This window comes from Agrobacterium larrymoorei, from assembly GCF_013322225.1.
Taxonomy (GTDB): domain Bacteria; phylum Pseudomonadota; class Alphaproteobacteria; order Rhizobiales; family Rhizobiaceae; genus Agrobacterium; species Agrobacterium larrymoorei_A.
Map to the genome: position 1 here is coordinate 62,080 of NZ_JAAMFB010000010.1, position 12,241 is coordinate 74,320.

Genomic DNA, 12,241 nt, shown 5'->3' on the forward strand with positions numbered 1-12,241 from the left:
GGTTGGCCTCCTGCACCTCTGCAACGGTGCATGGAAAACACATAGGAATCAGAGTCATGCCTCATCTGGTAGAAATCGACGGCGTCGACATGCGCTATGGCGGGGCTTCGGGAACGCTTGCTGTTTCAGGTCTGAACCTCACGGTGGGCAAGGGCGAGTTTGCAGCCGTGGTCGGTCCGTCCGGCTGCGGAAAATCGACCTTGATGAAGCTCGTCACTGGCCTCCATATTCCCCAGCGTGGCAATGTCATCGTGGCTGGAAAGCAGGTCACGGAGCCGGTTTCCATTGTCGGCATGGCGTTCCAGAACCCCACCATGCTGCCATGGCGCACGACCTTGGAAAATATTCTGCTGCCACTGGAAATCGTGGAGAAGCACCGTCACCGGCTGCGGGCAAACAAGGCAGAATATGTTGCCAAGGCGGAACGTCTGCTCGAAATCGTCGGGCTGAAGGGCTTCGGCTCCAAATATCCATGGCAGCTTTCCGGTGGCATGCAGCAGCGCGCAAACCTTTGCCGCGCTTTGATCCACGAACCGGAATTGCTGATGCTGGATGAGCCTTTCGGCGCGCTGGATGCCTTCACCCGTGAGGAACTGTGGTGCGTCATCCGCGATCTCCATGCAGCACAGCGCGTCACGATCATTCTGGTAACGCATGATCTGCGCGAAGCGACATTTCTTGCCGACAAGATTTTCGTGATGAGCGCGCGGCCGGGCAGGGTGCTGGCTGAACATCGCGTACCCTTCGAGCGTCCGCGCCAGCTTCCTCTGATGTATGAAAAAGGCTTCAATGACATGGTTCAGGAACTGCATGGCGAAATCGCGCAGGCGCGGGTGGCGGCATGAGTGCGATTGTCGAAAGCCAGGTTGCAGCCGAACCGCCAAAGCCGCTGATTGCAAGGGTAAACTGGGTCAAGGCCGCGCCGTGGCTCTATACGCTGGCTCTTTTCGCCGCCTGGGAACTGCTGGTCTATGCGCTGAAAATGCCGCAAACCATTCTGCCATCTCCAGTTCGGGTCGGGCAGGCGGTGGTGCAATACTGGTCGCCGATCTGGAAAAACTCGCTGCAAACGCTCTATACCACCACACTTGGCTTCGCGATTGCGGTGGTTGCGGGCCTTGGTATCGGCCTCTTCATCGGCTGGTCGAAGACGATCTATGCAGGACTTTACCCGCTGATGATCGGCTTCAACGCGATCCCCAAGGTTGCTCTGGTGCCCATTCTGGTCATCTGGTTCGGCATCGGCACCGTACCTGCCGTGCTGACAGCCTTCCTCATTTCCTTCTTCCCGATCGTGGTGAACGTCGCCACGGGCCTCGCGACCATAGAGCCTGAAACGGAAGACGTGCTGCGCGCGCTGGGCGCAAAGAAAATGGACATCATGCTGAAGGTCGGCATCCCCCGCTCGATGCCATATTTCTTCGGCTCACTGAAAATCGCCATTACGCTTGCATTCGTCGGCTCCGTTGTTTCTGAAACGGTGGCATCCAATTACGGCCTTGGCAATATGATGAGCTCGGCTCAGAGCCAGTTCAATGTGCCTCTCGTTTTCGCAGGCCTGCTGATGCTCGCGGTGGAAGGCATAGCCATGTATGCCGTCATGGCCTGGGTAGAAAAGCGCATGACAGGTTGGGCGCATCGCTCGACGATGGGGCAATAGATGACAGGTCGGGAATAATCCGGTCTTTTCTTACTCCGCAGGCTGGGCGCTCACCTGTGCATCCCGCTCATCGAATGCCAGCTTCATTGCCTTGGTCACATCACGGGTAGTCGCGAACCAGTTTTCGCTGCGCGCCCAGTAACGCAGAGTGACGCTTGCACCATCGCCGCTGACAGAATCGATGAATGTCGTCGGTGCCGGGTCCAGCAGGACGCGGCTGTCGGAGCGGGCGACCTGCATCAACATGTCCTGTGCTTCTTTCAGGCTTTCGCCTCTCGGCACGTTTACGCTCAGTTCATGGCGACGCGATGGAAAACGGCTGTAATTGGTAATCGGCACGTTCCACAGGGTGGAGTTGGGCGCAAGTCTGTAGAGACCGTCGCTCGTCTTGAGTTCTGTCGCAAAGAGCCCGATTTCGATCACAGTGCCGGTGACGGCGGAGGTTTCGATATATTCACCGACGCGGAACGGCCGCAGCACCAACAGCATGATGCCCGCTGCAATATTCTGCAAGGTTCCCTGGAGCGCAAGGCCGACCGCCAAACCGGCAGCGCCGAGAGCTGCGAGGATAGAAGCCGTCTGTACGCCGAACTGACCAAGTACCATGACAAGAACGAGGATCAGCACGATATAGCGCACCGCGCCGGAGAAGAACCGGGCAAGCGTTTCATCAAAACCGCGAATGCGCGATAGCCCTTCAAATGACCAGCGCTGCAGAAGCATCGCCGCAATCCAGCCAACGATCAGAAGAAGCAGCGCGCCGACGATCGAGAAGGAATATTGCACCATCAGCGCGCTTGCCTGGCGAAGTGCCGCCTGTGACGCGACGATGAATTCCGATGCCTGCTGTTCCATTAAACCGCCCTTGTTTTGCTTTTTTAAAGACTCATCCGGTTTGGTAACGAGCGACCTTCCTGCCGGTTCCGCCCAAAATGTCCCTCAGCCACGAAGCGGAAGCACGAATGGCGCGCTGCCATCGGCGTCCGCACCGCGACCGATTTTCTTGATCGCCGCTACCAGTGCTCCGCCACGACTAAGCAGTCTGTCACCGATTTCGATGATGCGGGTGTTCGGCGTTGCATAAGGGGAAGCACCACGCAGCCGGCCAGCAAGTTCGGCATCGTCCTGCTCTGGATGAAGCGCAAGTGCTGCAATAACGGCAGCTGCGGGGGAGCGGGAAACGCCCATCCAGCAGTGGATCAAAAGCGGGGCGGATTGGTCCCACTGTCTTGTAAACTCGATAAGCCTTTCGACGTGAACATCGTCTGGAGCGATCAGCTTGTCGTTACCCTTGAAGGTGATGTCGTTCATCTGCAAGGTCAGATGGCGCTCTGCGGAAATAACGGCAGGTCGATGAAATGCCTGCTCTTTCGCAATCAGCGTTATCATCTCTCGGGATTTATGGCGCACGGCCATTTCCCCGATAAGAGAAAGAGGTGAAACGACAATGGCGGTCATGCAGCACCTTTTGCAGCGGCGCGCAGTGTTTCGATTGCCTGAAAGCGCTCCATGAATCTCTGTTGCGCATCAAGCGCCGGAAGCGGCTCGATCTCGACCATGTCCTTGGTGATGCCTCGTGGCAGGCCGAAGAACTTTTGTGCTTCTACCATGGAGAAACCGGCAAGTTCGGTGGCCTCGAAGAAAGCTGCAATGGTATCAGCCTTCTTGATGCGGTCCTTCAACTCCCGGGAGGCGTGAGGAGGAAGGGAAAAGCGCAGGTGAACGGCCGCTTCCAGCCGTCTTTCCACGCTCTTGTAGCCACCGCCAACTACGGATTTGAAGGGTGAAATCATGTCTCCGATGACGTATTCCGGCGCATCATGCAGCAATGCCATCAGCATGTCGTCGGGCGTCGTGGAGAGGTTCATATGGCAGAAGATGCCTTCTACGATCAGGCTGTGTTGAGCGACGGAAAATGCATGATCGCCCCGCGTCTGCCCATTCCATCGCGCCACACGCGCCAGCCCATGGGCGATATCGGCAATCTCCACGTCAAGCGGTGAAGGATCGAGCAAATCAAGCCGCCTGCCCGAAAGCATGCGCTGCCATGCACGCGGTATCTTAGGGGCAACCACCGATCAGTCCTCTGCGCTGGCCGCAGGATCGACCGCGGGGAAGCTCAAGCCGCTCCATGCGGGGAGGACAACGGACAGGGTAACGCCTTCCGCCGTCATCGCATTGCCGGATGCCATAGCATCGGCGGCGCGGTCGGTACGAACAATCGCCAGTCCCTGCGTGCCATTGACCGTGCCAAGCACACCGATGGGTTTGCCGCCTGCTGTGATTTCCGTGCCGGTGGCGGGTAAGGTGTTTTCGGCGGATACGATCACGACACGTCGCCGCGCCGTACCGCGATGTTTCATGCGAGAGACGACTTCCTGACCCACAAAGCAGCCTTTCCGGAAGGAAACGCCGTCATTCACATCCATCAGCACATCATGAGGAAAGGCGTCCTGAAGGGCGTAATCGGTGCCGGCAACGACAATGCCGTTGGCAATACGCAGCGCGTCATAATCTGCAGCGCTGCCTTCGGACGAGCAACCGGGCAAGCGATGAAGTGCTATACCAGCCTTGGCGAAACGTCCGTCCTTTACACTGCCTTCCGGCGCGTCCTGATCCCAGAAAACGCAGACGCCCTCGACATCGAGAGCTGCAAGATCGACAGGAGCACGCAGCTTGTACATGGTCAGACGGCGCAAAAGCGCATCTTGCTGGTCCGAACCGGTTTCCAGCACATAACCGTCGCCGTCGCGCCAGATCAGGAATTCGAACAGGATTTTACCCTGCGGCGTCAGCAGAGCGCTCATCCGCGCCTCGCCCTTGGGTAGTGCTTCTATTTCTGCCGAGATGAGGTTTTGCAGGAAATCCGTAGCGCCGGTTCCAGAGACACGGATGAATTTGCGATCTGTTAAAAAGGCGGATGACATGGGACTACCGTTCAGCTTGGTTCATCCCACAGTTAGGATTTTTGGCGGCTCAGGGCAAGCGTAAGGCAATTGCGCTCGGTTAGTCGCCCGCACCGAAAAACTTCCACTGACCATCGGGCGAAATGCCGATTCGGTAGAAGCTATAGTTTCCGTAATCCTGCATATCCGCCAAATCGCCTGCCGTGATGATGCGCAGAAGCTCGACCTTTTCCGGCGGTGTCAACGTGTTCAGCGCTTTGCCCGCGAAATAGGGGAAGATGTACATTTCATCCGGTGTTCCAGCATCCACATGGGCATAGCCGGTAGAAAGCAGGTCGAGGATAATCGCCAAGACCTCCAGTCCTTCCGGGTCGCCGGAGAAGCTCTTGAGGATGGCGACCGGATCGTCGCCCTCACCCTCGATGCGGGTCTGGTTCGGGCCGGGGTTGATGAGTGGGCGCAGCTTTTCGATATCGCCGGTGGAAGCGGCATCGATAATCAACTGGCGAAGGCTACGAACGGGCTCCGGTGCCTTGCTGATATCATGCTGGATCTCCGCAGAGATCTTCGGCGCATTGTCCTGTTCGGAGGCCGATTCCTGCTCGCCAGTCGTTCGATTGACGAGAGGGTCCGGCATGGGGATGCCTTGCGCATCGCCCTCGATCTGGAGCGGTTCCGCGTTTTCCTTTGCTTCCGGTGTTTCCGTCTGCTGTGCAGGCACACCAGGGCCGGGCTTGAGCTCGGAGAGCGCGTAAGCGGCGTGCGGAAGGCCGGTCAGCGAAAGCGTCAGCGCAAAAACGATGGAAAGCGCGGTGGCAGACCGCGTGAAATCAGGACGAGCAAAAGACATCGGTATACTCCCGCTTACTGAACGATCCGCTGCGGGGAAAATTCACCAGCGAGCATCCGCTGACGCAATGATTCGAGCATGGCTTCAGCACCCGCTTCACCATGAATGCGGATGGTTTCGCGCATGGCCAGAGCGATAGCGGCATCTGCGATGATCTCCGGCTCGATGCCATCGGCCATACCATCAGCCCAGGCTTCGTTTTGATGTTCCAGAGCGACCTGCATCTTTTCATGCGCGATCATATCGTGGATTTCGTTACGGCTTGTTTGCATCTTACATCCTCGACAGGGCGTTCAAGTCGTTACCACCCTGTTAACAACTCTAACAGTCTTTTATCAAAACGGCACGCCCTGCGGCGAAAACAGGTTAATAAACCCCTAATTTCCGAACCTCGACGCGATTTCCTGCGCCAGTGTTGCGCCTTCGTTACGGTATTTCTCTTCGGCCGATATCGCAGCGGGCGTGCAACTGGTGTGCACTGCGGCAAAGGTGCGGTATCCACGGTTGAATGCGGCGGTCATCCGCTGGCGACGGTGCGGCTCGGTAGCGGTGTCGGCTGCCAGAAGATTGCTCATCGACTTGCGCCACTCTTCAGTCCCGGTCGCCGGGCACAGTGTGCGCAGATATTGAACGGCACCCAGAATTTCGGAAAGTCTCGCCAGCTTGTCGTCATAGGGTGCAGGCTTGTTCTCTTGTGTCTGAGCGGGCGGTTGAGCCTGTATTACCTTGGGCTGTGCGACGGCAGGCGCGGCGAACGGCAGAACCGCACACACGACAACAGTTGGTAGAAGACCGACCCGCTGACCCATAAACCTACGCACTACCCAATGTTTACTTTTGTTGATCTCAAAGCAGATAGCCGCGATTCTAGCTTTCATTGCAACTGCCCAGCAGTCTTTGCGCGCATTCCAGAACACTTTCGGGTGTCGGCAATGAAGATATTTCTTCCAGAGTGAACCATCCCGCATCCGCGGCATCATCCGCCGCCAGAACGGTTGCGTTCTCGTCTGCTTCCACCAGGAATACGCAGAGGAAGAAGTGGCTCGTCAGCCGCCCGTCGGCGTCGTGACTGGGCAAATCATAAGTCGCGAAAAGCTGTGGATGATGCGCGGCGATGCCTGTTTCTTCAAACAGTTCGCGCAATGCCGTCTCCGCCGAGGTCTCTCCCGGCTCACCCCGACCACCCGGAAAAGCAAACATGTCCTGCGATGGTGGATTTATTCTGCGCACGAGGAGCAGGCGGTCTCCACGACGAACGATGGCGGAAGATGCTGGGTGGGGAAATGGCATTGAGGCTCTCTATCTGAATTGACCCAGACTATGACTGCAACCTTGCTGGAAACGTGGCAGCGCCTTTTAATAAAGAAAATTCAAGGCGGGCATGGCACGCGCTTCTCTGTATTTGCGAGCGATCATGACGTGAGATGTGGGCGCATCTGTTTGAAAACGCTATGCTGACAGGCAGAGAATCAATCGCGCATCGGGACCACCCATGAAGCTTTACTTCATCTACGCCGCTGCTGCGCTTACCGAAATCGCCGGGTGTTTCGCCTTCTGGGCTTGGCTGCGGATGGGAACGTCCGTGGTCTGGCTTGTGCCCGGCATGGTATCGCTTGCGGCATTCGCATGGTTGCTCACGCTGGTGCCGAGCGAGGCGGCTGGCAGGGCTTATGCGGCCTATGGCGGCATTTACATCGTCGCTTCGCTCATCTGGCTGTGGAGCGTCGAGGGACATGTACCGGATCGGTGGGATTTCGCAGGCGGTGCGATCTGCCTAGCCGGTGCATCGCTGATCCTGTTCGGACCGAGGGGCTAGGCGCATGTGCGGTCGTTTCGTGCTCAACGCGACGCCGGAAGAGGTGGCGGAATATCTCGATCTGATCGGTCTTGATGATTTTCCGGCCCGCTTCAACATCGCGCCGACGCAGCCCGTGCTCGTCGTTGTAGAAGGGAGCCGTCCGGAACCGGGGAGCAACCTGCCGAACCGCCAGGCCGTCCTGGTGCGTTGGGGTTTCATGCCCGGTTGGGTGAAAGACCCGAAAGAGTTTCCGCTGCTCATCAATGCCCGCTCCGAGACGGCCATCGGCAAGGCCTCTTTCCGCGCTGCCATGCGCCACCGTCGCGTTTTGATCCCGGCGACCGGTTTCTACGAGTGGAAAAGGCCGCCCAAGGAAGAGGGTGTCAAGCCGCAAGCTTATTACATCAAACCGAAGCGCGGTGGTATCGTCGCTTTTGCGGGTCTGATGGAGACATGGTCATCCGCCGATGGTTCTGAAGTGGATACGGGCGCAATCCTGACGACCGCCGCCAATCACTCCATCGCACGAATTCATGACCGGATGCCGGTGGTTATTTCGCCGGAGGATTTTAGTCGTTGGCTCGACTGCAAGACGCAGGAACCGCGCGAGGTGGCCGATTTGATGATGGCGGCAGACGACGATTTCTTCGAGATGATCCCGGTGTCCGATCGGGTGAACAAGGTTGCCAATACCGGACCGGATTTGATCGAGCCAGCGTCGGCCGCGGAGGTCCTGCCACCGGTGGCGAAATTGGTGAAGAGGGATGATGAGCAGTTGTCTCTGTTTTAAGGGAGGGTTTGAAAAAGCCGAACGCCTCACCAAGAATCTAGAGTTTAGCTCCGCTTAAAGTCGAGATTTTCTATCCTCTCCCAAGGGGAGAGGAAAATATACCGCGCCGTTTCCATCTTTTTTAATCGCTTCAGAAGGGGGAAAGGCGGTGCCTCTTCATTCCCGACAAAGTGAGGCATGACGGACAAGGCACCAACCTTTAGGCAGGCTTTACCTGCGTACGCTTCAGCATCATCGCAGCGGCAGCAACGGCCTTCAGGCCCAGCGGACGGTAATGGCTGTTCAGGTCCGGTTTCGCAGGGGCTTCGATCTTCTTTGTTTCAGTCATTCCACTCTCCAGAGATTTTTTTAAAGTCATCGATTCTACGACTTGTGTGATGAATTCTCTGGTGTGAAATCGTGACGAATTCGAGGCGATTTCAATCAATTGAAAATTGCAGCCTGCGACATTTTGTGTTCACGCCATACCGAAGATTAACCGAATTTAAACCTTCCGTTGCCGAGCGGGGAGATTGTCAGAGACCCCGATCCAACCCATTGCCCGCTTCGCCATGCGCATCTTCCTCAATCGTCAACGTTCCGTAGCGCTTGTGCCATAGGCGGGCGCTGAACGGCAGGAAGATGAGATATGCGGCAACCGTTACGATCAGCACTTCCCAGGTGAAGCTCATCAGCAGCGCCACATAAAGCACGACGATGAGGATGGCAGGCAGAACGCGGTCGCGGCGAATACTGCTTTCCGACTTGCCGGACCAGACAGGAAGGCGGCTGATGAGGAAATAGCCGATCAGCACGGTATAGAAGGCCGAGATGTAACCGAATGTCTTTCCGGGTTCCACGCCGATGAAGCCCAGATAAACCGGCAGCAGCACGAGCATGGCACCCATAGGCGCGGGAACGCCGACGAAGAACTCGTTTTGCCAGGGAGCTTTTACCTCGCGCTCGATCATCACATTGAAGCGGGCAAGCCGAAGCCCGGCGGCGATGACGTAAATAAGGGCAGCGATCCAGCCGAAGGAGCGGGCCTGATCGAGGACATAGGCATAAAGGACAAGCGCAGGAGCGACGCCGAAATTGACGATATCGGCAAGCGAATCCATCTGCGCGCCGAATTTCGAGGTCGCCTTCATCATGCGGGCGAGGCGGCCATCGATACCATCGAGGAACGCGGCGAGCAGCACCATGGCGACGGCAAGTTCGAACCGGCCTTCGAAGGCCAGACGCACGCCGCTCAGGCCCGCGCAGATCGCCAGCACCGTAACGAGATTTGGTATGACGAGCCGCAGTGGAATTTCACGAAGACGCGGGCCGCGCCCGCTGTCATTGGTCAATTCCGGCTTGCCATTGGTTTCCGGCTGCGGTGTCGGCGTATCCATGGAGCAGCTCCCTCGTACAAGTCTTATCCGCGGCGGCTGATGACCGCGCCCTTGGTAGAACCGAATTCTGCCAGAACGGTTTCACCCGCAATAGCGGTCTGGCCAACGGACACACGCGGCTGGAAGCCTTCCGGCAGGAAGATGTCGAGACGCGAACCGAAACGAATGAGGCCAAAGCGCTCGCCAGCATCGACGGGCTCATTCGGCTTCACCCAGCAGACGATCCGGCGGGCAACCATGCCTGCGATCTGTACCACGCCAACTTTGCCGTGCGCGGTTTCGATGACGAGACCGTTGCGCTCATTGTCTTCTGAAGCCTTGTCCACTTCGGCATTCAAAAACAGGCCGGGACGATAGGAGACGTTCACGATACGGCCGCGAACCGGCGAGCGGTTAACGTGGCAGTTGAACACGTTCATGAACACGGAAACGCGGACCATCGGCTCCTTGCCGAGTTCCAGTTCCAGCGGCGGAACAACGGTCTGGATAGCCGAAACGGTGCCATCGGCAGGGCTTACGATGAGATCGTCATCCTGCGGCGTAACGCGCTCCGGGTCGCGGAAGAAATAGGCGCACCACGCGGTCAGAACCATGCCGACCCAGAAGAGAGGCTCAGCGATCCAGCCGAGCACCAGCGATGCCACGAAGAACGCCGCAACAAAAACGTAGCCTTCCTTATGGATCGGTACGATGGTGTTGCGAATGGTATCGAACAGGTTCATTGATCTTTCTTCTCCGGTTTTAGCTTGAGCGCGTCAGCGGCGTCAGAACAAACGGCTTGTTGCGCAACAGGCTTCATATAGTCGCTTCACGACCATATTCACGCCGTGCGCGACAAAAACACGCTAAGGTGACTACAGGCAAAAAGCCGCCTGAGCAATGTGTTGCACATGATCCACAGGCTTTATCCCGCGTCAGTACATGGCGTTTTCGCAAAACGCGGCACAGTTTCGGAATGGATGTGTCAATGCGCGGGCTCGCCACGGTCCACGACGCCGAGATCGTCTTTCTCGCGCACTTCACGCAGCCGCTCTTCCGCCTGAATGGCCTCGCGCTGACGGCTCCACATGGAGGCGTAAAGCCCACCCGCCATCATCAGTGAGGAATGCGTGCCGCGCTCGGCGATATTGCCGTCTTTCAGGACGATAATCTCATCCGCGCCGATGACGGTCGACAGCCGGTGAGCAATAACGAGCGTGGTACGATTTTGCGAAACGGTGTCCAGTGCGCTCTGGATTTCCTGTTCCGTATGCGTGTCGAGTGCAGAGGTTGCTTCATCCAGAATGAGGATGGGCGGCGCCTTCAAAATCGTGCGGGCAATCGCCACGCGCTGCTTCTCTCCGCCTGAGAGCTTGAGACCGCGCTCGCCGACCATTGTTTGATAGCCGCCGGGCAGTTTGCCGATGAAACCACTGATCTGGGCTGCATTGGCCGCAGCCGTCAGTTCAGCGTCTGTGGCATCCGGACGACCATATCGGATGTTATAGGCCAGCGTATCGTTGAACAGGACCGTGTCCTGCGGCACCATGCCTATCACGGAACGAAGACTCTTTTGCGTGATGCCGCGAATATCCTGCCCATCGATGGTGATCTCGCCATCCTGAATATCGTAAAACCGATAGAGTAGCCGGGAGATGGTGGATTTTCCCGCGCCGGACGGGCCAACGATGGCCACCGTTTTACCCGCAGGCACATCGAAGGAGATGCCCTTGAGGATGGGGCGCTCCGGATCATAGGCGAAATGGACGTCTCGGAAGCTCAACGCGCCGGGGCCAGCTTGCAAGGGTTTTGCATCCGGGGCGTCTATCACTTCCGCTTGAACTTCCAGTAGATCGAACATCTCTTCGATATCGGTCAGGCCCTGACGGATTTCGCGATACACGAAGCCGATGAAGTTCAGCGGTACGGAAAGCTGCAACAGCAGCGCATTGATGAAGACGAAATCGCCGATGGTCTGTTCGCCGCGCTGCACGGCAAGCGCGGACATCACCATCATGATCGCCGAGCCGAGGCCGAAGATGACACCCTGACCGAAGTTCAGCCAGCCAAGCGAGGTCCAGATGGCAGTTGCGGACTTCTCATACTTCGCCATGGAGGCATCGAAGCGGCGGGCTTCCATATCCTCATTGCCGAAATACTTCACGGTTTCGAAGTTCAGCAACGAGTCGATGGCCTTGGTATTGGCGTCGGTGTCGCTGTCATTCATCGTGCGGCGAATGGAAATACGCCAGTTGCTGGCCTTTACCGTGAACCAGATATAGGCCCAGACGGTCAGCACGGTGACGAAGACATACCAGAAGCCGTAGGATAGCCAGAAGATGACGGCTGTCAGCAGGAATTCGATGAAAGTTGGCGCGGTGTTGAGAATGGTGAAGCGGACAATCGTTTCGATGCCCTTCGTACCGCGTTCGATAATGCGCGAAAGCCCGCCCGTCTTGCGTTCCAGATGAAAGCGTAGCGAAAGCCGGTGCATGTGAACGAAAGTCTTATAGGCAAGCTGGCGTACCGCATGCTGGCCGACGCTGGCAAACAGCGAGTCGCGAAGCTGGTTGAGCCCGACCTGGACGAGCCGCGTCAAGTTATAGGCGATGACGAGCGATACTGCACCAAGCAGGAAGACGGGGACGAGCCCCGCCATGTCCAGCTTGCCGTTCAGCGCGTCCGTTGCCCATTTAAAGAAATAGGGAACGGATATCAGCACAAGCTTGGCAACAATGAGGAAGATGGTGGCCCACACCACCCGCATCTTCAGGTCAGGCCTGCCTTGCGGCCACATGTAAGGCCACAGGTTGATGAGGGTCTGCATCGGATTGCTGGAATCCGCTGAAATCGTCTTTTTCTGGTCGGCCATTCTTCACTCC

15 protein-coding genes and 1 pseudogene are annotated in these 12,241 nt (G+C 57.4%); 4 read left to right on the forward strand and 12 right to left on the reverse strand.

The window, feature by feature from the left end:
- Positions 1-56: 56 nt before the first annotated feature.
- Together G6L28_RS05125 and G6L28_RS05130 are read left to right on the forward strand one after the other, a co-directional pair.
- Positions 57-845, forward strand: coding sequence for an ABC transporter ATP-binding protein (locus G6L28_RS05125; protein ID WP_174062720.1), 789 nt, complete (start codon positions 57-59; stop codon positions 843-845).
- The gene (locus G6L28_RS05130; protein ID WP_174062721.1) at positions 842-1,660 is read left to right on the forward strand and encodes an ABC transporter permease; all 819 of its coding nucleotides are present in this window, start codon (positions 842-844) and stop codon (positions 1,658-1,660) included. Before G6L28_RS05125 ends, G6L28_RS05130 begins: the two co-directional genes overlap by 4 nt.
- Before the next feature lie 30 nt (positions 1,661-1,690).
- Here G6L28_RS05130 and G6L28_RS05135 read toward each other — a convergent pair whose 3' ends face one another.
- The 8 genes from G6L28_RS05135 to G6L28_RS05170 form a co-directional block, all read right to left on the reverse strand.
- Positions 1,691-2,515 (reverse strand): mechanosensitive ion channel family protein, encoded by an 825-nt coding sequence (locus G6L28_RS05135; protein WP_174062722.1) that lies wholly within the window; start codon positions 2,513-2,515, stop codon positions 1,691-1,693.
- A gap of 84 nt (positions 2,516-2,599) precedes the next feature.
- On the reverse strand, positions 2,600-3,118 hold the full coding sequence (locus G6L28_RS05140; protein ID WP_174062723.1) for a tyrosine phosphatase family protein: 519 nt from the start codon (positions 3,116-3,118) through the stop codon (positions 2,600-2,602).
- Positions 3,115-3,699, reverse strand: a complete 585-nt coding sequence (locus G6L28_RS05145) for a YfbR-like 5'-deoxynucleotidase (protein ID WP_174062901.1) — start codon at positions 3,697-3,699, stop codon at positions 3,115-3,117. Before G6L28_RS05145 ends, G6L28_RS05140 begins: the two co-directional genes overlap by 4 nt.
- 39 nt (positions 3,700-3,738) lie before the next feature.
- The gene (locus G6L28_RS05150) at positions 3,739-4,587 is read right to left on the reverse strand and encodes a YgfZ/GcvT domain-containing protein (RefSeq protein ID WP_174062724.1); all 849 of its coding nucleotides are present in this window, start codon (positions 4,585-4,587) and stop codon (positions 3,739-3,741) included.
- Between the two features lie 79 nt (positions 4,588-4,666).
- Positions 4,667-5,416 carry a hypothetical protein gene (locus G6L28_RS05155; protein WP_174062725.1) on the reverse strand — a complete coding sequence of 250 codons (750 nt, stop codon included), beginning with the start codon at positions 5,414-5,416 and terminating at the stop codon, positions 4,667-4,669.
- Between the two features lie 14 nt (positions 5,417-5,430).
- Positions 5,431-5,688: a hypothetical protein gene (locus tag G6L28_RS05160; protein ID WP_174062726.1), complete on the reverse strand. Its 258-nt coding sequence runs from the start codon at positions 5,686-5,688 to the stop codon at positions 5,431-5,433.
- Between the two features lie 105 nt (positions 5,689-5,793).
- Positions 5,794-6,225, reverse strand: a complete 432-nt coding sequence (locus G6L28_RS05165) for a TIGR02301 family protein (protein ID WP_174062727.1) — start codon at positions 6,223-6,225, stop codon at positions 5,794-5,796.
- A 58-nt stretch (positions 6,226-6,283) separates the two neighbouring features.
- On the reverse strand, positions 6,284-6,706 hold the full coding sequence (locus G6L28_RS05170) for an NUDIX hydrolase (protein WP_174062728.1): 423 nt from the start codon (positions 6,704-6,706) through the stop codon (positions 6,284-6,286).
- A 202-nt stretch (positions 6,707-6,908) separates the two neighbouring features.
- Between G6L28_RS05170 and G6L28_RS05175 the strand changes: the two genes are divergently transcribed.
- On the forward strand, positions 6,909-7,232 hold the full coding sequence (locus G6L28_RS05175; RefSeq protein WP_174062729.1) for a YnfA family protein: 324 nt from the start codon (positions 6,909-6,911) through the stop codon (positions 7,230-7,232).
- 4 nt (positions 7,233-7,236) lie between these two features.
- Positions 7,237-8,004, forward strand: a complete 768-nt coding sequence (locus G6L28_RS05180) for an SOS response-associated peptidase (RefSeq protein ID WP_174062730.1) — start codon at positions 7,237-7,239, stop codon at positions 8,002-8,004.
- Between the two features lie 199 nt (positions 8,005-8,203).
- On the opposite strand, the gene G6L28_RS23035 is transcribed toward G6L28_RS05180, so the two are convergent.
- From G6L28_RS23035 to G6L28_RS05195, 4 genes and pseudogenes are all read right to left on the reverse strand, one after another.
- On the reverse strand, positions 8,204-8,332 hold the full coding sequence (locus G6L28_RS23035) for a hypothetical protein (RefSeq protein WP_272955835.1): 129 nt from the start codon (positions 8,330-8,332) through the stop codon (positions 8,204-8,206).
- A gap of 187 nt (positions 8,333-8,519) precedes the next feature.
- Positions 8,520-9,380: a CDP-diacylglycerol--serine O-phosphatidyltransferase gene (pssA, locus tag G6L28_RS05185; protein ID WP_174062731.1), complete on the reverse strand. Its 861-nt coding sequence runs from the start codon at positions 9,378-9,380 to the stop codon at positions 8,520-8,522.
- A gap of 23 nt (positions 9,381-9,403) precedes the next feature.
- Positions 9,404-10,105 (reverse strand): annotated as a pseudogene (locus G6L28_RS05190) (phosphatidylserine decarboxylase); the annotation flags it as partial.
- A 239-nt stretch (positions 10,106-10,344) separates the two neighbouring features.
- Positions 10,345-12,231 carry an ABCB family ABC transporter ATP-binding protein/permease gene (locus G6L28_RS05195; RefSeq protein WP_174062733.1) on the reverse strand — a complete coding sequence of 629 codons (1,887 nt, stop codon included), beginning with the start codon at positions 12,229-12,231 and terminating at the stop codon, positions 10,345-10,347.
- Between the last annotated feature and the right edge of the window lie 10 nt (positions 12,232-12,241).

Excerpts from the sequence above, each read along its gene's own strand:
- G6L28_RS23035 (WP_272955835.1), bottom strand. The coding sequence starts at position 8,332 with ATGACTGAAACAAAGAAGATCGAAGCCCCTGCGAAACCGGACCTGAAC.
- G6L28_RS05125 (WP_174062720.1), top strand. The coding sequence starts at position 57 with ATGCCTCATCTGGTAGAAATCGACGGCGTCGACATGCGCTATGGCGGG.
- G6L28_RS05155 (WP_174062725.1), bottom strand. The coding sequence starts at position 5,416 with ATGTCTTTTGCTCGTCCTGATTTCACGCGGTCTGCCACCGCGCTTTCC.
- G6L28_RS05165 (WP_174062727.1), bottom strand. The coding sequence starts at position 6,225 with ATGGGTCAGCGGGTCGGTCTTCTACCAACTGTTGTCGTGTGTGCGGTT.
- G6L28_RS05160 (WP_174062726.1), bottom strand. The coding sequence starts at position 5,688 with ATGCAAACAAGCCGTAACGAAATCCACGATATGATCGCGCATGAAAAG.
- G6L28_RS05180 (WP_174062730.1), top strand. The coding sequence starts at position 7,237 with ATGTGCGGTCGTTTCGTGCTCAACGCGACGCCGGAAGAGGTGGCGGAA.
- pssA (WP_174062731.1), bottom strand. The coding sequence starts at position 9,380 with ATGGATACGCCGACACCGCAGCCGGAAACCAATGGCAAGCCGGAATTG.
- G6L28_RS05140 (WP_174062723.1), bottom strand. The coding sequence starts at position 3,118 with ATGACCGCCATTGTCGTTTCACCTCTTTCTCTTATCGGGGAAATGGCC.
- G6L28_RS05170 (WP_174062728.1), bottom strand. The coding sequence starts at position 6,706 with ATGCCATTTCCCCACCCAGCATCTTCCGCCATCGTTCGTCGTGGAGAC.
- G6L28_RS05195 (WP_174062733.1), bottom strand. The coding sequence starts at position 12,231 with ATGGCCGACCAGAAAAAGACGATTTCAGCGGATTCCAGCAATCCGATG.
- G6L28_RS05175 (WP_174062729.1), top strand. The coding sequence starts at position 6,909 with ATGAAGCTTTACTTCATCTACGCCGCTGCTGCGCTTACCGAAATCGCC.
- G6L28_RS05130 (WP_174062721.1), top strand. The coding sequence starts at position 842 with ATGAGTGCGATTGTCGAAAGCCAGGTTGCAGCCGAACCGCCAAAGCCG.
- G6L28_RS05135 (WP_174062722.1), bottom strand. The coding sequence starts at position 2,515 with ATGGAACAGCAGGCATCGGAATTCATCGTCGCGTCACAGGCGGCACTT.
- G6L28_RS05150 (WP_174062724.1), bottom strand. The coding sequence starts at position 4,587 with ATGTCATCCGCCTTTTTAACAGATCGCAAATTCATCCGTGTCTCTGGA.
- G6L28_RS05145 (WP_174062901.1), bottom strand. The coding sequence starts at position 3,699 with ATGCTTTCGGGCAGGCGGCTTGATTTGCTCGATCCTTCACCGCTTGAC.